This window comes from Pseudomonas sp. Pme6b, from assembly GCF_058129925.1.
Genome location: NZ_CM176704.1, coordinates 1670462 through 1688007, shown reverse-complemented (window position 1 = coordinate 1688007; position 17546 = coordinate 1670462). Strand labels below are relative to the sequence as shown.

Genomic DNA, 17546 nt, shown 5'->3' with positions numbered 1-17546 from the left:
ACGACTATAGCCCCCACTCCAGCGTGGGGATGCAGTGCTAGAGGCTCTGCGTCGCCAAGAGGACGCGGAGCGTCCGGAAAGGCATGCGACGCGGTGCGGCGCACGATATTGAGATCATCGTTCCTACGCTCCAGCGTGGGAATGCAGGTCTCGACGCTCTGCGTCGCCATGAGGACGCAGAGCGTCCGGAAACGCATGCGACGCGCAGCGCCGCACGATATGGAGATCATCGTTCCTACGCTCCAGTGAACTGCCCCCAAGAAGTTGGACACCAATCCGACCTCACGGGGGTGTTCAAATGGGTAAGTATTCAGAGCAGTTCAAGCTCACTGTCGTCAAAGCGTATCTTGAAGACAACATGGGCTTTCGTATGGTAGCCCGCCAGTTCTCGATCGATTTCAGCCTGCTTCGACGCTGGGTCGCTAACTACAAGAGTCATGGTCACACCGGCCATCGCAAGCCTGGTCTTCGATACAGCGAAGCTTTCAAGCGCTCAGTGCTTGAGCACAGGCGTGAACACAAGCTATCGCTCCGTCAGGCCGCTGCGCATTTTGGTATCGGGGATCCCGGCCAAATAGTCATTTGGGAAAAGCGGCATTACAGTAGCGGTACAGCCCCGTATGTTCCTGCCAGAAGAAAGCCTGTCGCCATGCCAAAGAAGCCTTATCCCGCCAAACCAGTAACCGCCGACGATACGCAGAAGACGCGCGACCAGTTGATGAGCGAGCTTGAATATCTGCGCATGGAGAACGCTTACCTAAAAAAGTTGGAAGAGCTGAAGGAGCAGAAACGACGGCAACCGAAAAAGCCCTGAGCATCAAGCAACTGAGGGGCCGGTTCCCGCTTTGCGCTCTGCTGAGGCTGGCGGGCTTGGCACGCAGCACGTTTTACTATCAGGTTCAGGTGCAATCCAGACCCGATCCCTATGCTGCTTTGAAACAGTTAGTCGAAAGCATTTACCACGAGGAGAAAGGCCTTTATGGCGCTCGGCGTATCACGGCGGTCATTCGCACTGCAGGTATTTTGGTCAACAAGAAGGTTGTAGAACGACTGATGGCAGAACTGGGCCTGCGATCAGTGGTGCGCCCCAAAAAATACCGCTCCTATAAGGGCGTAATCGGAACCATTGCGCCGAATTTGCTGGAGCGCAATTTCAGCGCGCAACGCCCGAACCAGAAGTGGGTGACCGATGTGACTGAGTTCAAGGTAGGCAATCGAAAGCTGTATCTCTCACCCGTGATGGACTTGTACAACGGTGAAATCGTGGCGTATGAAGTGTCGACAAGGCCGAGCTTTGAGCTGGTCACCAGCATGCTGGACAAGGCGCTTCAGCAGTTGCAGGACGAGCCGAAGCTTGTGATGCACTCGGACCAGGGCTGGCAGTATCAACACGCGCAGTATCGCCATAAGCTATCGGTACGAGGCGTCAAACAAAGCATGTCCCGTAAGGGCAACTGCCTGGACAATGCGGCAATGGAAAGCTTTTTCGGTACACTGAAATCCGAGTTTTTCTACCTGAAACAGTTTGAAAGCATCGATGAGTTGAAAGCAGGTCTGGATGAGTACATCCACTACTACAACCATGACCGCATCAAGCTGAAGCTCAACGGCCAAAGCCCCGTAAAATACAGGGCTCAGGCGGCAAGCTAAAACCGTCCAACTTTTGGGGGGCAGTTCACCAGCGTGGGAATGCAGGTTTCGACGCTCTGCGTCGCCAGGAGGACGCGGAGTGTCCGGAAAGGCATGCGACGCGCAGCGCCGCACGATATTAAGATCATCGTTCCGCACGCTCCAGCGTGGGAATGCAGGTCTCGACGCTCTGCGTCGCCATGAGGACGCAGAGCGTCCGGAAAGGCATGCGACGCGCAGCGCCGCACGATATTAAGATCATCGTTCCGCACGCTCCAGCGTGGGAATGCAGGTCTCGACGCTCTGCGTCGCCATGAGGACGCAGAGCGTCCGGAAACGCATGCGACGCGCAGCGCCGCACGATATTAAGATCATCGTTCCGCACGCTCCAGCGTGGGAATGCAGGTCTCGACGCTCTGCGTCGCCATGAGGACGCAGAGCGTCCGGAAACGCATGCGACGCGCAGCGCCGCACGATCGTTGAGATTCCGCATGCTCCAGCCATATAACCATTTAAAACTATTACCCTTTCTTCGCTGTCTCTGACTTAACGCCACTCAGAGCACACGCAAACGGATGAGCAGACCCACCGATTTCGCTCGACGATGGTTTCTCGCCCGCGGCTGGAAGCCGTTCGCTTTTCAGAAGGAGGTTTGGGCGGCGGTGAAGAAAGGTGAGTCCGGCCTGCTGCATGCCAGTACCGGCTCGGGCAAGACCTACGCCGTATGGTTCGCCGCGCTCAACCGCTTCGCCAAAGCCAATACGCTCACCGCTGACAACAAACCTCGTAAACGTAAACCGCTCGCTGAACCGCTGAGTGTCCTGTGGATCACGCCCATGCGCGCCTTGGCCGCCGATACCGCCAGAGCCCTTGAAGCACCATTGGCCGAATTGGATATCCCGTGGTCGGTGGGCTTGCGCACCGGCGATACCAGCGGCAGCGAACGCGCCCGCCAGAGCCGGCGGCTGCCCTCAGCGCTGATCACCACCCCAGAGAGCCTGACACTGCTGCTGACCCGTGCCGACGCTCAGGTCGCCTTGTCGACACTGAAGATGGTGGTGGTGGACGAATGGCACGAGCTGATCGGCAACAAGCGCGGCGTGCAGTTGCAACTGGCCCTGGCGCGCCTGAGGCGCTGGAATCCGCAACTGATCGTATGGGGCATTTCCGCGACGCTGGGTAATCAGCAACATGCGCAGCAGGTGCTGATCGGCGACGGCGGCGTGACCGTGCAAGGCAAGATCGTCAAGGACTTACAGGTCGATACGCTGCTGCCGCCGTCCATCGAACGCTTCCCGTGGGCCGGGCATATGGGCTTGCGCATGTTGCCGCAGGTCGTCACCGAGGTGGAAAGCAGCGCGAGCTGTCTGGTGTTCACCAACACTCGGGCACAATCGGAAATCTGGTATCAGGCGCTACTGGAAGCCCGCCCCGACTGGGCAGGATTGATTGCCCTGCATCACGGGTCGCTGGCGCGAGAGGTCCGAGACTGGGTCGAGCGCGCGTTAAAAGAAGGCGCACTCAAGGCTGTGGTGTGCACCTCCAGTCTGGACCTGGGCGTGGACTTTCTACCGGTGGAGCGCGTTTTGCAAATCGGCTCACCCAAAGGTGTCGCGCGCCTGATGCAGCGCGCCGGACGCTCAGGCCATGCGCCGGGCCGCCCTTCGCGTGTCACGCGGGTGCCGACCCACAGCCTGGAACTGGTCGAAGCAGCCGCCGCCCACGACGCCGTCGCCGCGCGGATGATCGAGCCACGCGAATCGCCGCAGCAGCCGCTGGACGTTCTGGTCCAGCATCTGGTCAGCATCGCACTGGGCGGTGGCTTCCTGCCCGATGAACTGCTGACCGAAGTGCGCAGCGCCTGGGCCTATCGAGACCTCAGCGACGAGCAATGGCAATGGGCGCTGGCCTTTGTGCGCAACGGCGGTCACTCACTGACGGCCTACCCCGATTACCGCCGCGCCGAACCGGATGAACAGGGTGTCTGGCGTGTACCCGATGCGCGTCTTGCCAGGCGACACCGCATGAGCGTCGGCACCATCGTCAGCGAAGCTACCGTTAACCTGAAGTACTGGAAAAAAGGCGGCGGTGGCGGCTCGTTGGGCAGTGTTGAAGAAGGTTTCATCGCCCGGCTCAAGCCTGGTGACGGCTTTCTGTTCGGCGGGCGCTTGCTGGAGCTGGTCCGAGTGGAAAACATGACCGCCTACGTCAAGCGGGCTGCTGGCAAGAAAGCCGCAGTGCCACGCTGGAACGGTGGGCGAATGCCCCTGTCCAGCGAACTGGCAGACGCCGTGGTGGAGAAGTTCGATGCGGCGGCGCGGGGTGAATTCACCAGCCCTGAAATGCAAGCCATCAAACCCTTGCTGGAAGTGCAGCAACAATGGTCCGGGCTACCGCAACGTGACACGCTGCTGGCTGAAACCCTTAAATCCCGTGAAGGCTGGCACCTGTTCCTCTACCCGTTCGCCGGCCGTCATGTGCATTTGGGGCTGGGCAGCCTTCTGGCCTGGCGCCTGAGCCAACATCGGCCGCTGACCTTTTCCATCGCCGTCAACGACTATGGGCTGGAACTGCTCAGCGCCAGCGAGATTGACTGGGCTCAGGCGTTGCGGGCTGACCTGTTCAGCGAGACGGATCTTTTGGCCGACATTATTGCCAGCCTGAATGCGGGCGAACTGGCACTGCGGCGCTTTCGCGAAATCGCTCGCATCTCGGGGCTGGTGTTTTCCGGCTACCCGGGAGCGGCGAAAAGCAATCGACAGCTTCAGGCATCGAGCGGGCTTTTTTTTGAGGTATTCAAGCAATACGATGCTGACAACATGCTGCTGACCCAGGCCGAACAGGAAGTGCTACGCCAGGAGCTGGATCTGCAGCGTCTGGAGCTGACATTACGCCAGATCAACAGTCGCAGGCTGGACCTGCATGCGATAAAACGCGCAACCCCGCTGGCGTTTCCACTGCTGGTCGAGCGCTTTCGCGAAAGTCTCAGTTCGGAAAAACTCGCTGACCGCATTGCGCGCATGGTCCGCGACCTGGAGAAAGCCGCAGGTCCGGAGCATGAGCAATGAAGCCGTACGTCGCGATAACACTGGCGGGAGAAGAGCTGTGGCTGTTGGCCGACAAGGCCGTCTACTACCCCGCAGAACGATCCTTGCTGATTGCCGATGCGCATTTTGGCAAGGCAGCGGCCTACCGCAAGCTGGGTCAACCAGTGCCACATGGCACCACCCAAGCCAATCTGCGGCGACTGGACAGCCTGCTCGATGCGTATGCCTGCGATCATCTGATTTTTTTGGGCGACTTTCTGCACGCGCCGGAATCACACGCAGCGGGCACGCTCGCGGCACTGGAACAATGGCGGGGCGAACACCCGGCGTTGCGCATCACCCTGATCCGCGGTAACCATGACAAACGGGCGGGCGACCCACCCGCCTATCTGGGCATAGATGTAGTCCCCGAACCCCTGACGCTGGGGCCCTTTGCCTTGCAACACGAGCCTGACCCACACCCTCAATTGCACGTACTGGCCGGGCACGTTCACCCTGTTTACCGGCTGCACGGGCGTGGCAGGCAAAGCTTGCGACTGGCGTGCTTCTACCTGGGCCAACGCGTCAGCCTGCTGCCAGCGTTCGGTGAGTTTACGGGCGGGTTTCAGATTCGTCCGGCGCAGGACTGCTCAGTCTATGTGACAGGCGGTGATGCCGTGTGGCGAGTGGTATAGCGTCGCTGGCCGCCGCATACGAGGCCCTGCCCCTCAAAAGGAGAAGCAGGGAGCTGGTAATCAGGCAACCGGCGCAGGTGGCGGCTCGTCAGGAACGGTAGGTCCACCTGGCTCAGTGGGCTCCGGATAGGGAGTATCTGGCCCTGGATCACCCGGAATGCCACCACCGACCACATTAAGCTCGGGAAGCAGATCCGAATGAGCCATCAATGACCAGGCAAGCAACCCGATCTCGTTAAGCGGAGATTGAACCTGTTCAGAGATTTTGAAAGTAGTCTTCATAGGGCACTCCAGATCAAAGGCCGTCGCACATATCGATTATGCGAAAGCATGTGAGCAGATAGAGTGCGAAATAGAGTATTAATTCAATTCCACTAATCACCTGACCGGCAAATCAGGTACGTGGCAGGGTGACGCCACGCTGGCCCTGGTATTTGCCGCCTCGATCCTTGTAGGACACTTCACATTCCTCATCGGACTCGAGGAACAGCATCTGTGCCACGCCTTCGTTGGCGTAGATCTTGGCCGGCAATGTCGTGGTGTTGGAGAACTCCAGCGTCACATGGCCTTCCCACTCTGGTTCAAGCGGCGTGACGTTGACGATAATGCCGCAGCGCGCATAGGTGCTTTTGCCCAGGCAGATGGTCAGAACGTTACGCGGAATGCGGAAATATTCGACGGTGCGTGCCAGCGCGAACGAGTTGGGGGGGATGATGCATACGTCGCTCTTGATATCGACGAAGCTTTTTTCATCAAAGTTTTTCGGATCGACAGTGGCCGAATTGATGTTGGTAAACACCTTGAATTCGTCTGCGCAACGCACGTCGTAGCCGTAGCTGGACACGCCGAAGGAGATCACCCTGTCAGCTCCTTCGCCACGTACCTGGCGCTCCACAAAGGGCTCGATCATCCCGTGTTCCTGCGCCATGCGGCGAATCCACTTGTCCGATTTGATGCTCATGGCGGTGTCCTGAATAGCGAGGTAAAAAAGATATCCGGCATCTTACCGGGCCGGGGCCGACGGTTCAAAGGCAACAGATAGCGAGTTTGTGTGACGAGCCGGGCTCTTTCGCTGCGAATGGAAATAATCATCAACAGACCATTGGCACGTTCGGAAAAAAGGGTTAAGGTGGCGTCACTGTGTTGCTTGTGTCACTGAGAATCTCTACACGATGTTGAATTTCGATCCAACCATCTCCATGAATTTTCCAGCTCTTTGCACTCAGTCTCGGCCAGGGCTCTTCCTACGCCGCAGTTAACTTTGTCCAAGGAGATATACTATGTCTAATCGCCAAACTGGTACCGTTAAGTGGTTCAACGATGAAAAAGGCTTCGGCTTCATCACTCCACAATCCGGTGACGACCTGTTCGTGCACTTCAAAGCTATCCAATCCGACGGCTTCAAAAGCCTGAAAGAAGGCCAACAGGTTTCTTTCATCGCTACCCGCGGTCAGAAAGGCATGCAAGCTGAAGAAGTTCAAGTTATCTAACTTGTCCTGATTCGCTTAAAAACCCCGCCCTTAAAAGCGGGGTTTTTTATTGCCTGTCGTTTGAGCATTTGCGTACCCATCAAGCCATGCATAAGCCTGACCGAGAGACGTCAATTGGCTGCGCCTCCCCGCCAGAGCACCGCTACAGAATCAATCGTCGCTGACAGAAATGGTCGGCATCGCCGGGCTTGCAGCTTCCTGCAAGACGATTCGTGCGCCCACGTGACGTGCCAGCTCTTGATACACCATCGCAATCTGACTTTCCGGCTCGGCAATAGCGGTAGGCTTGCCGCCATCTGCCTGCTCGCGAATCAGTATCGACAACGGCAGTGATGCCAGCAGCTCGACATTGTACTGCGACGCCAGCTTCTCACCGCCGCCCTCACCAAACAGATGCTCCGCATGGCCGCAATTGGAGCAGATGTGTACCGCCATGTTTTCCACAACGCCCAGCACCGGGATGTTGACCTTGCGGAACATCTCGACACCCTTCTTCGCATCCAGCAAGGCCAGATCCTGAGGCGTGGTGACAATCACAGCACCGGCAACCGGGACCTTCTGCGCCAGCGTCAACTGGATATCGCCCGTGCCGGGCGGCATGTCGATAACCAGATAGTCCAGATCATTCCAGGCAGTCTGCGTGACCAGTTGCAGCAACGCCCCTGACACCATAGGCCCGCGCCAGACCATAGGCGTGTTGTCATCGGTCAGAAACGCCATCGACATCACGTCAATGCCATGAGCCTGGACCGGCACGAACCACTTCTGGTCCTTGATCTTCGGCCGCGTGCCTTCAGCAATACCGAACATCACACCCTGACTCGGCCCATAGATATCAGCATCGAGAATACCGACCCGTGCGCCCTCGCGAGACAGTGCCAATGCCAGATTGGCCGCCGTGGTGGACTTGCCGACACCGCCCTTGCCCGACGCAACGGCCACGATGTTTTTCACATTGGCCAGACCGGGGATCTGGCTCTGTGCCTTGTGCGCGCTGATCACGCTTTTAATGGCAACCGTGGCCGAGCTGACGCCGTCCAGGTTCTCGATGGCGGTTTTCAGCACTTGCGCCCAGCCGTTCCTGAACAGGTCGGCGGCATAGCCCAGTTCGAGTTGCACGCTGACCTGTGCACCCTGGATATCGATGGACCGCACGCAACCGGCACTGACCGGGTCCTGATTCAGATAAGGGTCGGTGTACTGGCGAAGAATCGTCTCCACCGCTGCGCGATTGACTGCGCTCATGGGCTTACTCCGTAAAAGACTGAGTGAAACAGCCGACTATCGTACCTGTTCTGTCCGTAGCCGACATGATTTCACTGAACCCTGCCCAACCACTCAGGAGTATTCCCACAACCGAGCGGGGTGAAAAAAATCGCTCAGACCTTTATAGTGGCCGGTCTCCGTTTCACTTCAAGTAGCCGAGCCCCATGTCCGAGCCACGCAAGATTCTCGTTACCAGCGCCCTGCCCTATGCCAATGGTCCCGTTCACCTTGGCCACATGCTCGAGTACATCCAGACCGACATGTGGGTGCGTTTTCAGAAGCACCGCGGCAACCAATGCATTTATGTCTGCGCGGACGACGCTCACGGTTCGGCAATCATGCTGCGCGCTGAAAAAGAAGGCATTACGCCAGAACAGCTCATCGACAACGTCAAGGCCGAACACAGCGCCGACTTCGCCGACTTCCTGGTGGATTTCGATAATTTCCACTCGACGCACTCGGACGAAAACCGCGAGCTGTCGAGCATGATCTACACGCGCCTGCGCGACGCAGGTCATATAGCAACCCGTTCGGTGACCCAGTATTTCGACCCGGAAAAGAAAATGTTCCTGGCCGACCGCTTCATCAAAGGCACCTGCCCGAAATGTGCGGCTGAAGATCAGTACGGCGACAACTGTGAAAAGTGCGGCGCAACCTATGCCCCGACCGACCTGAAAAACCCCAAGTCGGCAATTTCCGGGACCACACCGGTACTCAAGGACTCGAAGCACTTCTTCTTCGACCTGCCTGCATTCGACGCGATGCTGAAAAGCTGGACGCGCAGCGGAACCCTGCAGGACGCTGTCGCAAACAAGATCGCCGAATGGCTGGACAGCGGCCTGCAACAGTGGGACATCTCCCGCGATGCGCCGTATTTCGGCTTTGAAATCCCCGATGAGCCAGGCAAATACTTTTACGTATGGCTGGATGCGCCGATCGGCTACATGGCCAGCTTCAAGAACCTGTGTGCACGTCGTCCGGACCTGGACTTCGACGCGTACTGGGGCAAGGGTGCGACCACCGAGCTCTATCACTTCATCGGCAAGGACATCGTCAATTTCCACGCCCTGTTCTGGCCAGCCATGCTGGAAGGTGCAGGGTTGCGCACACCGACCGGCATCAACGTTCACGGCTACCTGACCGTAAACGGACAGAAAATGTCGAAGTCACGTGGCACCTTTATCAAGGCACGCACCTACCTCCACCATCTGCCACCCGAGTACCTGCGCTATTACTACGCGTCGAAACTGGGTCGTGGCGTCGACGACCTGGATTTGAACCTCGAAGACTTCGTGCAAAAGGTCAACTCTGACCTGATCGGCAAGGTCGTGAACATCGCCAGCCGTTGTGCCGGGTTTATTCACAAAGGCAACGCCGGTGTGATGGGCGAGGCCAATACAGCGCCCGAATTGACCGATGCATTCCTGGCGGCCGCGCCGAGCATTGCCGACGCCTACGAAGCCCGAGACTTCGCCCGTGCCATGCGTGAAACCATGGCTCTGGCGGATCGCGCCAACGCCTATATCGCGGAAAAAGCGCCGTGGGCGCTGGCCAAACAGGAAGGCAAACAGGATGAAGTCCAGGCAGTCTGCTCGCTGGGTATCAATCTGTTCCGCCAACTGGTCATTTTCCTCAAACCGGTATTGCCGAATCTGGCCGCCGACGCAGAGAAGTTTCTCAACGTCGAACCATTGACCTGGGAAGACCACAAGACCTTGCTGGCCAATCATCAGCTCAACCCGTTCTCGGCACTGATGACCCGCATAGATCCACTCAAGGTAGAAGCCATGGCTGCTGCCTCCAAGGAAGACCTGACCGCTACCGACACTACCGCGAGCAGTGCGCCCGCCGGTAATGGCGAACTCGCCAAAGACCCGCTGTCGGCGGAAATCGACTTTGACGCTTTTGCCGCTGTAGACCTGCGCGTTGCCCTGATTCTCAAGGCCGAACATGTGGAGGGTGCCGACAAGTTGCTGCGCCTGACTCTGGACATCGGCGACGAGCAACGTAATGTCTTTTCCGGCATCAAAAGCGCCTATCCGACCCCGTCCGAGCTCGAAGGCCGTCTGACCATGATGATCGCCAACCTCAAGCCAAGGAAAATGCGTTTCGGCATTTCCGAAGGCATGGTGATGGCGGCAGGCCCTGGCGGCGAGGAGATCTATCTGCTCAGCCCGGACAGTGGTGCAAAACCCGGCCAGCGCATCAAGTAAACCCGGACAAGGCCCGGTATCCAGCCATCAGGCGGATACCGGGCCTTTGCGCATTCGCAAACCTCCCGATCTGTCCGATAATGCTGCACCCTCGATAGACAGAACACCTGTTGGTCACCTGGCAAGATCATGACTGAATTGATTCGCCTGCTTCCCGACGTGGACCTTATCCGCAGCATCGACGCCCTTCTGCCGCAGACTCAGTGCGGCAAGTGCGGCCACCCCGGCTGCAAGCCCTACGCAGAGGGCATTGCCGGCGGCGAAGCCATCAACAAATGCCCACCGGGCGGGGACGAAACAATAGCCCAGCTGGCAGAGCTGCTTGCGGTTCCGGTTCTGAGGCTGGATATGGAACGCGGTGCAGCCCCTGCGCAGGTTGCGTTCATTCGCGAAGCAGAGTGCATTGGCTGCACCAAATGCATTCAGGCCTGCCCCGTGGACGCCATTGTCGGCGCTGCAAAGTTGATGCACACCGTGATTGTCGATGAGTGCACTGGCTGCGATCTGTGCGTTGCGCCATGCCCGGTAGACTGCATTGAAATGCATCCGCTGCCGATGGCGAGTGTCACGCCCATCATAGGCGGCCTGGCACCCACCCCTGATCTGCAAAAAGCTCGTCTGCGCAAGCGTACCCACGCCCGGCTGCGTTTCGAAGCACGCAATGCACGCTTGTACCGCGAGCAACAAACCCGGCTGGCCGAGCGTATCGCCCGGTCACAGCGCGCTGAACCAAGTCGTGACGCTTTACAGTCCGCCGCCAGACACGCCCAGAACGACAAGCCTGCCACGCCGGACGAGGCCCTGAAAAAAGCCCGGATTGCCGTGGCCATGAGTCGTGCGCAGCTCAACAAGTCGCTCAAGGCTTTCGGCCATCCGCCGATTGCCGAGCAGGCCGCCAGGCTCGTGGAGTTGCAACGCGAATATGAAGCAGCCGAACAGGCACTTGCAGCGCTTCTGCAAGCACCCGTACAGACTCATCCTGAGGAAAATCTCCGCCCATGAATGCTGCAAAACGTCAGGAAATCTTTCGCAGGCTGCATGAGGACAATCCGGACCCGAAAACCGAACTGGCCTACACCACGCCTTTTGAGTTGTTGATAGCCGTTATCCTTTCTGCCCAGGCCACTGACGTGAGCGTCAACAAGGCCACGGCGAAGCTGTACCCGGTCGCCAACACGCCACAAGCCATATATGACCTAGGCGTTGAAGGGCTGTCCGAGTACATCAAGACAATTGGCCTCTACAACAGCAAAGCCAAAAACGTAATTGAAACCTGCCGGATGCTGGTGGAGTTGCATAACAGCGAAGTACCGCAGACCCGAGAAGCGCTCGAGGCCTTACCGGGCGTAGGACGCAAGACTGCCAATGTCGTGCTCAACACCGCTTTCCGTCAGGTCGCAATGGCTGTAGACACTCACATCTTTCGCGTCAGCAACCGTACGGGCATCGCACCAGGGAAAAATGTGGTGGAGGTCGAGAAGCAATTGATGAAATTTGTGCCCAAGAACTATCTGCTCGATGCGCACCACTGGCTGATCCTGCACGGACGCTACGTTTGCCAGGCACGCAAGCCCAGATGCGGCAGTTGCCGTATAGAAGACCTGTGCGATTACAAGGAGAAAACGTCCGACGATTGAGCCAGCCCGGTAATTGCTGCTCTGTCGATTGAAAAAATCTTTTTTACCCGCTTGTGGATTGTCGATATAAGAAGCGCCAGAGAGCCCAAGCCCTGGAGTCGACTTCATGAGCACTGACAACGAGCAACTGGACGTGGACGATGACCTTGTTGCCGTCGATACGGACGAAACCGAAACTGCGACCGTAGAGCCGGCAAAGACCAATCTGAGCAAACGACGCACCATCGACAACCTGCTTGAAGAGCGGCGCTTGCAGAAACAACTGGCCGATTACGATTTCGACTTCTAGACAAGCGCAAAACCTCGCACCGGCTTCCTGGAACCTAACGTTCTACTCTGGCATTTGAAGCCTCTCGCAGAAGAGGCTTCAATACGTGAGATGGCTGCTCGTCACTCGCTCCATACACGTGGACATCAGGCACACGCCCTTCTCAAACAGGCCGGCTACTCAGACCAGCCCGTTACGCTGGGCGAGCTCGATCAGGTCGACCAGTGAATGCGCGTTGAGCTTGAGCAGCAAACGCGTTTTGTAGGTACTGACGGTTTTATTGCTCAGAAACATACCGTCTGCAATTTCCTTGTTGGTCTTGCCTCTGGCCAGTTGTTGCAGAACCATCATCTCCCTGCCGGAAAGTCGGTCAACCATGTCCGACTCGCTCGCGTTGCCCATACTGGAGCGAACAGTATGCAATGCCTGATTGGGAAAGTAGCTGTACCCCGAGAGTACCGCCTTGATAGCGCTGAGCAGCTCGGTCAGGTCCTGTTGCTTGCAGACATATCCGGCGGCCCCTGCCTGCATGCAGCGCATGGAAAAGTGGCCGGGTGCCTGAGACGTCAGAATCAGGACCTTGAACGGCAATGTCATGGCTGACAGGCGGGCAATGACTTCCAGCCCGTCGAGCTTGGGGATACCAATATCAAGAATGACGATATCAGGAAGGTGCTCACGAGCCAGTTGCAGCGCATCCACACCGTTGTCAGTCTCCGCGATGACCTCATAGCCATGACGCTCCATCAGCATGCGTACAGCAAGGCGAATGACGGGATGATCATCCACGATCAGCACTTTATTCATGGGCAGTACATTTTTCGCTATTCGAATTTTCAGAGCCAGCACAATAACTTAGTCGTTTACTGCTTTGCATGGCGCTCACCCTTGTGGACTGACAGCCAAAGACCATTCCTACAATTACAGCAGAAACTTCCTACAAAACTCGGCAGGAACGTACATTTTTTATTAATTTTCACAGAGCCTTCCTTTTCGGAATCTGGTGATTTTTTATTGCTGGCGGCTACGGCATAAGCATCGCAGCGCCAGTCAGTAAATGCATGCAGCAAAACCCGGCCAAACTTTTACGTTCAAAAATGACCTTGCTGCATCTGTTAAAAGTATCGCCACACTATTTTTGCATCACCGTCAGAACACGCCTGACACATGGCTTATCGCCAGCAAAAACAGCTGAAAACCCTTGAGCTGAATCATTTGAAGGCAGGCCACTACCTGTACGCCAGGAAAATGCAGGACTGCCATCAGTTTTCATCGATCTTTGTCTCGCCGCTCGCACATCGATATAGGGCGCTGGCAGGCATTACAGCCTTTATCCAGATAGCCAGCCAACTATAGAGGCCTTGCATCCGGATGCCTTACCCGAAACCCCATGATGGAAAATCAGTGAATACACACCACGCATTACATACGTAAACGGGGATTAAAAATTACACATCTATTACGGAATTTCGTACAAATATTTATTTAAGGACACACCCTACAGGCCTGAAAGAAAAGTCCTACAACAGAAGCGCACAACATAAACGCGGCCTGCCATATTGGGCCACTGTCGACAAACGCTAAATAATGGTAATCCACCAACCTTTGCACTGTCGCAAAATCTTACACACACCATAGCATAACCCTACATCATTCAAGACCATAAGTAGCTCTTTCGGCAAGTAGCAAATACCATTTTTTATTTCAGGTCCAGACACAGGGAATCGAATAGGAAACGTACTACAAAATTCACGGACGCAACATTACAACACGTAAGACTTTATAAAGAACGACACATCAATTCTGGAGACACGCCATTTTTCACTTGCAAATTTTATTACCAGTCGTTACTTTTTTAACAGAAACTTTATTATTTACTGCCATTAACTATGTGCAGCCCTATGAAACCCTATCATTAGGTAATACAGCTTTGCAGTTCATGAGCGGCGCGTTTACACGAACTCGGTGTATCACGCGAACCGGCTGAATTCAGGTGTTACGTACACGGCTCATCAGGCGAGCTGCTGCGTGACAAACACTGAGTGCCTGGCAACTCTTTTGAATGGGCTCTGTGTATAACCATGTTCAAAAAGGGACACACCATGAATACTAGATATGCGCGCACGCGCTCATCAATACCCACCGCCTCTGAGTTAATCACCGCTGTGGAAAACTTTGTTGCCAAAGGCGGTATTATTGCAGTCATACCCGATGGAGAGGTGGCAGGCGCATCAAACCCTTCCTCAACTGATACAGCGCCAACCCTGCCAGACGGGCCTGAACACGCTGGCAAGCTTGAACAACTCAAATACCTGGCCGCCAAGGGCGCAGGCTTCACAGCGCTGCAATATTCATTACGCATGAATAAAAAAGACGTTCGCCAACTGGCCACCGAAAACGGTGTGACGATCGCTGTCAGTCAGCCCATGCTCACCACCCGCAGGGACGCCCGTCATGACACGACGGATATCGACGACGTGGTGGCCGGCCACGCCATGCATTACTCGGCGCTGGGCTATACCGCAGCCGAGATTGCCCAGGTACTGGACCTGAGCCTTCGCCAGGTATGGAATATCGGCAAAGCCTATCGATTCGAGTTCAGGCAGCAACGCGATAGCGACACGCCCTGAGGCCAGACTCTAAAACAGGTACCGAGTGCATAAGTTTCGACTGCCACGCAGAAAGCACCAGGCCCCCTGCTTTTAACTTCGACAGCTACTGTAGGAAAAAACCAAAAGCACACCTGCGCTTTTCGCCATGAACGGTAAGAACGGATTTAATGAGTACATAGGCGGTGGTATATGATCGCCTGCACCCGGCTAAAGACTTCTTACATGACTTGCCGAAGGAAATACGCTGTCAATATCAAACGCGCACTGCAACACCGAAAACACATTGAGTGTCCGGCAGGACGGTTTCGAAACACTTATGAACAATGAGTAACTTGTCAGGGAGACTGAATTTGAGAAATGGCTACAGGCGTGACGGGGAACCCGGGTTTAAAGTGCAGCCCCGCGAGGGCTGCACTCATCGAACAACCAGCAGTATCAGAACAGCTTGCGGCCTTTATTCGCAGCAATACGCATACGCAAGGCATTGAGCTTTATGAAGCCTGCCGCATCAGCCTGATCATAGGCGCCTGCGTCATCTTCAAAGGTAGCAATATTGGCATCGAACAACGAATCGTCCGACTTGCGACCGGTGACGATCACATTGCCCTTATAAAGCTTCAGACGTACAACACCGTTCACATGGGCCTGAGACGCGTCGATCATCTGCTGCAGCATAAGACGCTCCGGGCTCCACCAGTAACCGGTGTAGATCAGGCTGGCGTACTTGGCCATCAGTTCGTCCTTGAGGTGGGCGACTTCACGGTCCAGGGTGATCGATTCAATGGCGCGGTGAGCGCGCAGCATGATGGTGCCGCCAGGTGTCTCGTAGCAGCCACGGGACTTCATGCCCACGTAGCGGTTTTCAACGATATCCAGACGTCCGATGCCGTTTTCGCCACCGATGCGGTTCAGGGTCGCCAACACAGTGGCAGGCGTCATCTCAACGCCGTCCAGCGCAACGATGTCGCCATTGCGGTAGGTCAGCTCCAGATAAGTTGCAACGTTCGGCGCGTCCTCAGGGGACTTGGTCCAGCGCCACATGTCTTCTTCGTGCTCGGTCCAGGTGTCTTCCAGCACGCCGCCCTCATAGGAGATGTGCAGCAGGTTGGCATCCATCGAGTACGGGGATTTCTTCTTGCCGTGGCGCTCGATCGGAATGTTGTGCTTCTCGGCGTAGTCCATCAGCTTTTCACGAGAGAGCAGGTCCCATTCACGCCACGGAGCAATCACTTTGACCCCTGGCTTGAGCGCATAGGCGCCCAGCTCGAAACGCACCTGATCGTTGCCTTTGCCGGTGGCACCATGGGAAATGGCATCAGCGCCGGTTTCGTTGGCGATCTCGATCAGGCGCTTGGCGATCAGCGGGCGAGCGATGGAAGTGCCCAGCAGGTACTCGCCTTCATAGACGGTGTTGGCACGGAACATCGGGAACACGAAATAACGCACGAACTCTTCGCGCAGGTCATCGATGTAGATTTCTTTCACGCCCATGGCCTGAGCCTTGGCGCGCGCCGGCTCGACTTCTTCACCCTGACCCAGGTCAGCGGTAAAGGTCACCACTTCGCAGTTGTACGTATCTTGCAGCCACTTGAGGATTACCGAAGTATCCAGGCCACCGGAATACGCGAGAACTACCTTGTTTACGTCCGCCATGCCATCACTCCACCGGGTTGTACGGAAAACCGCTGATTCTACCGTTCAAACCAGCAAATTTACAGGGGCGCGACAGCTTGTGACGACAAGGCGACGTTTGGCAGGAGCGTTATGCAGCCCTCAGGACGTGTGCGCTGCACTGACCGCAGAGGCTACAGGTACCGGACGCTCATCGGGCGCAACACGCTCCAGATGCACGTTCACGCGGCGGTTGCGCGCACGATTGGCCTCATTGGTGTTGGGCACCAGCGGGTAGCGTTCGCCGTGAAAACGCAGGGTGATTTGCTGCTCGGGGATACCCTGAGCCTTGAAGTAGTCCATGACCGCCAGCGCACGGCGGCGGGAAAGGTCACGGTTGGTGAGTCGATTGCCACTGTTATCCGAATGGCCGTCAAGCTCGATACGGTTAACCGTCGGGTCGGCCTTCAGATAGGCCACCATGTTGTCCAGACGCGCCTTGGCACGGGCATCCAGCTCAATACCGCCACCGGGAAATCCTACTTCAGCCTGTTTGACCTGATCGAAGTTCATCGGCAGAAGTTTGGCTGTGCACGCCTGGTAATCGCTGAACGCCTTGCTGAACTTGACCGGCAGCAGGCGCACTTCCATCTGGCCACCGTCACGGGTGTAGTGACGGATAAGCGGGCTGCGACCGTCCATCAGACCACTGATCAGGCGCCCGGCCTGTACTTGGGAAGTATTGAAGGGTATGTCGCCATTGCTGACGCGCACCGAACCCAGATTGATATCACCGCGCCCCGGCTGCCACGGTGCTGCGGCGGCCAGCAGCGTTGCGGAACCGTTGCCCAGCATGTTGTATGAAGCCTTGAGGCGAAACGTCGCCTGCTCACCGGCACGGCGCACGAACTCACCGGCACCGAAGTCGGTGATCGGCTGAGTCAGGCGGCATTCGAACTGATCGCCTTCGACCTTCCACTCGATGCTCTCCAGACGTGTCTGGAAACTGATAGCCATCGCCGGGAGGCTGGCAAACATGCTGAGCAGGGCTAAATATCGCTGGCGCACGGGAGGCTCCACTGAAAATAAACGCGAAACA

The 17546-nt window shown here is 56.6% G+C and carries 15 protein-coding genes; 9 read left to right on the top strand and 6 right to left on the bottom strand.

Features of this window, described 5'->3' with window-relative positions; all coding sequences use genetic code 11:
* Positions 1 to 298 precede the first annotated feature (298 nt).
* From AC4ANE_RS07660 to pdeM, 3 genes are all read left to right on the top strand, one after another.
* Positions 299 to 1650 (top strand): IS3 family transposase gene (locus AC4ANE_RS07660; protein WP_095077641.1). Its coding sequence is split into 2 segments (ribosomal slippage): positions 299 to 758 and positions 758 to 1650, totalling 1353 coding nucleotides; the frame shifts between segments, so codons are not numbered across the junction.
* 554 nt (positions 1651 to 2204) lie between these two features.
* Entirely contained in the window at positions 2205 to 4697 is a 2493-nt protein-coding gene (locus tag AC4ANE_RS07655) for a ligase-associated DNA damage response DEXH box helicase (RefSeq protein WP_031596979.1), read from the top strand.
* Entirely contained in the window at positions 4694 to 5350 is a 657-nt protein-coding gene (gene pdeM / locus AC4ANE_RS07650) for a ligase-associated DNA damage response endonuclease PdeM (protein ID WP_031596981.1), read from the top strand. The genes AC4ANE_RS07655 and pdeM overlap by 4 nt, the downstream gene beginning before the upstream one ends.
* Positions 5351 to 5410: 60 nt before the next feature.
* Here pdeM and AC4ANE_RS07645 read toward each other — a convergent pair whose 3' ends face one another.
* Together AC4ANE_RS07645 and dcd are read right to left on the bottom strand one after the other, a co-directional pair.
* A complete protein-coding gene (locus AC4ANE_RS07645) occupies positions 5411 to 5632 on the bottom strand; it encodes a hypothetical protein (RefSeq protein WP_002554835.1) in 222 nt (73 codons plus the stop codon).
* 112 nt (positions 5633 to 5744) lie between these two features.
* Positions 5745 to 6311: a dCTP deaminase gene (dcd, locus tag AC4ANE_RS07640; RefSeq protein WP_002554836.1), complete on the bottom strand. Its 567-nt coding sequence runs from the start codon at positions 6309 to 6311 to the stop codon at positions 5745 to 5747.
* Between the two features lie 319 nt (positions 6312 to 6630).
* Here dcd and AC4ANE_RS07635 point away from each other — a divergent pair, with 319 nt between their 5' ends.
* A complete protein-coding gene (locus AC4ANE_RS07635) occupies positions 6631 to 6840 on the top strand; it encodes a cold-shock protein (RefSeq protein WP_002554837.1) in 210 nt (69 codons plus the stop codon).
* A gap of 150 nt (positions 6841 to 6990) precedes the next feature.
* Here AC4ANE_RS07635 and apbC read toward each other — a convergent pair whose 3' ends face one another.
* Positions 6991 to 8085: an iron-sulfur cluster carrier protein ApbC gene (gene apbC / locus AC4ANE_RS07630; RefSeq protein ID WP_002554838.1), complete on the bottom strand. Its 1095-nt coding sequence runs from the start codon at positions 8083 to 8085 to the stop codon at positions 6991 to 6993.
* A gap of 185 nt (positions 8086 to 8270) precedes the next feature.
* Between apbC and metG the strand changes: the two genes are divergently transcribed.
* The 4 genes from metG (at position 8271) to AC4ANE_RS07610 (ending at position 12245) form a co-directional block, all read left to right on the top strand.
* Complete coding sequence (metG, locus tag AC4ANE_RS07625) at positions 8271 to 10319, top strand: methionine--tRNA ligase (RefSeq protein ID WP_460408774.1); 2049 nt, start codon at positions 8271 to 8273, stop codon at positions 10317 to 10319.
* A 129-nt stretch (positions 10320 to 10448) separates the two neighbouring features.
* On the top strand, positions 10449 to 11321 hold the full coding sequence (gene rsxB, locus AC4ANE_RS07620; protein ID WP_002554840.1) for an electron transport complex subunit RsxB: 873 nt from the start codon (positions 10449 to 10451) through the stop codon (positions 11319 to 11321).
* The gene (gene nth, locus AC4ANE_RS07615) at positions 11318 to 11956 is read left to right on the top strand and encodes an endonuclease III (RefSeq protein WP_002554841.1); all 639 of its coding nucleotides are present in this window, start codon (positions 11318 to 11320) and stop codon (positions 11954 to 11956) included. The genes rsxB and nth overlap by 4 nt, the downstream gene beginning before the upstream one ends.
* A 106-nt stretch (positions 11957 to 12062) precedes the next feature.
* Positions 12063 to 12245, top strand: coding sequence for a PA3496 family putative envelope integrity protein (locus AC4ANE_RS07610; protein WP_002554842.1), 183 nt, complete (start codon positions 12063 to 12065; stop codon positions 12243 to 12245).
* 159 nt (positions 12246 to 12404) lie between these two features.
* Here AC4ANE_RS07610 and AC4ANE_RS07605 read toward each other — a convergent pair whose 3' ends face one another.
* On the bottom strand, positions 12405 to 13031 hold the full coding sequence (locus AC4ANE_RS07605; protein WP_002554843.1) for a response regulator transcription factor: 627 nt from the start codon (positions 13029 to 13031) through the stop codon (positions 12405 to 12407).
* 1295 nt (positions 13032 to 14326) lie between these two features.
* Between AC4ANE_RS07605 and AC4ANE_RS07600 the strand changes: the two genes are divergently transcribed.
* Complete coding sequence (locus tag AC4ANE_RS07600) at positions 14327 to 14854, top strand: hypothetical protein (RefSeq protein ID WP_002554845.1); 528 nt, start codon at positions 14327 to 14329, stop codon at positions 14852 to 14854.
* Positions 14855 to 15271: 417 nt separating this feature from the next.
* Here the strand turns inward: AC4ANE_RS07600 and AC4ANE_RS07595 are convergent, their stop codons facing one another.
* Both AC4ANE_RS07595 and AC4ANE_RS07590 read right to left on the bottom strand, forming a co-directional pair.
* The gene (locus tag AC4ANE_RS07595) at positions 15272 to 16489 is read right to left on the bottom strand and encodes an argininosuccinate synthase (RefSeq protein ID WP_002554846.1); all 1218 of its coding nucleotides are present in this window, start codon (positions 16487 to 16489) and stop codon (positions 15272 to 15274) included.
* Between the two features lie 120 nt (positions 16490 to 16609).
* Positions 16610 to 17515, bottom strand: a complete 906-nt coding sequence (locus AC4ANE_RS07590) for a flagellar protein MotY (RefSeq protein ID WP_002554847.1) — start codon at positions 17513 to 17515, stop codon at positions 16610 to 16612.
* Positions 17516 to 17546: the final 31 nt, after the last annotated feature.

Coding starts and splice junctions, on each gene's coding strand:
- AC4ANE_RS07605 (WP_002554843.1), bottom strand. CDS start 13,031: ATGAATAAAGTGCTGATCGTGGATGATCATCCCGTCATTCGCCTTGCT.
- metG (WP_460408774.1), top strand. CDS start 8,271: ATGTCCGAGCCACGCAAGATTCTCGTTACCAGCGCCCTGCCCTATGCC.
- AC4ANE_RS07600 (WP_002554845.1), top strand. CDS start 14,327: ATGAATACTAGATATGCGCGCACGCGCTCATCAATACCCACCGCCTCT.
- apbC (WP_002554838.1), bottom strand. CDS start 8,085: ATGAGCGCAGTCAATCGCGCAGCGGTGGAGACGATTCTTCGCCAGTAC.
- AC4ANE_RS07610 (WP_002554842.1), top strand. CDS start 12,063: ATGAGCACTGACAACGAGCAACTGGACGTGGACGATGACCTTGTTGCC.
- nth (WP_002554841.1), top strand. CDS start 11,318: ATGAATGCTGCAAAACGTCAGGAAATCTTTCGCAGGCTGCATGAGGAC.
- AC4ANE_RS07635 (WP_002554837.1), top strand. CDS start 6,631: ATGTCTAATCGCCAAACTGGTACCGTTAAGTGGTTCAACGATGAAAAA.
- dcd (WP_002554836.1), bottom strand. CDS start 6,311: ATGAGCATCAAATCGGACAAGTGGATTCGCCGCATGGCGCAGGAACAC.
- AC4ANE_RS07595 (WP_002554846.1), bottom strand. CDS start 16,489: ATGGCGGACGTAAACAAGGTAGTTCTCGCGTATTCCGGTGGCCTGGAT.
- AC4ANE_RS07645 (WP_002554835.1), bottom strand. CDS start 5,632: ATGAAGACTACTTTCAAAATCTCTGAACAGGTTCAATCTCCGCTTAAC.
- pdeM (WP_031596981.1), top strand. CDS start 4,694: ATGAAGCCGTACGTCGCGATAACACTGGCGGGAGAAGAGCTGTGGCTG.
- AC4ANE_RS07655 (WP_031596979.1), top strand. CDS start 2,205: ATGAGCAGACCCACCGATTTCGCTCGACGATGGTTTCTCGCCCGCGGC.
- rsxB (WP_002554840.1), top strand. CDS start 10,449: ATGACTGAATTGATTCGCCTGCTTCCCGACGTGGACCTTATCCGCAGC.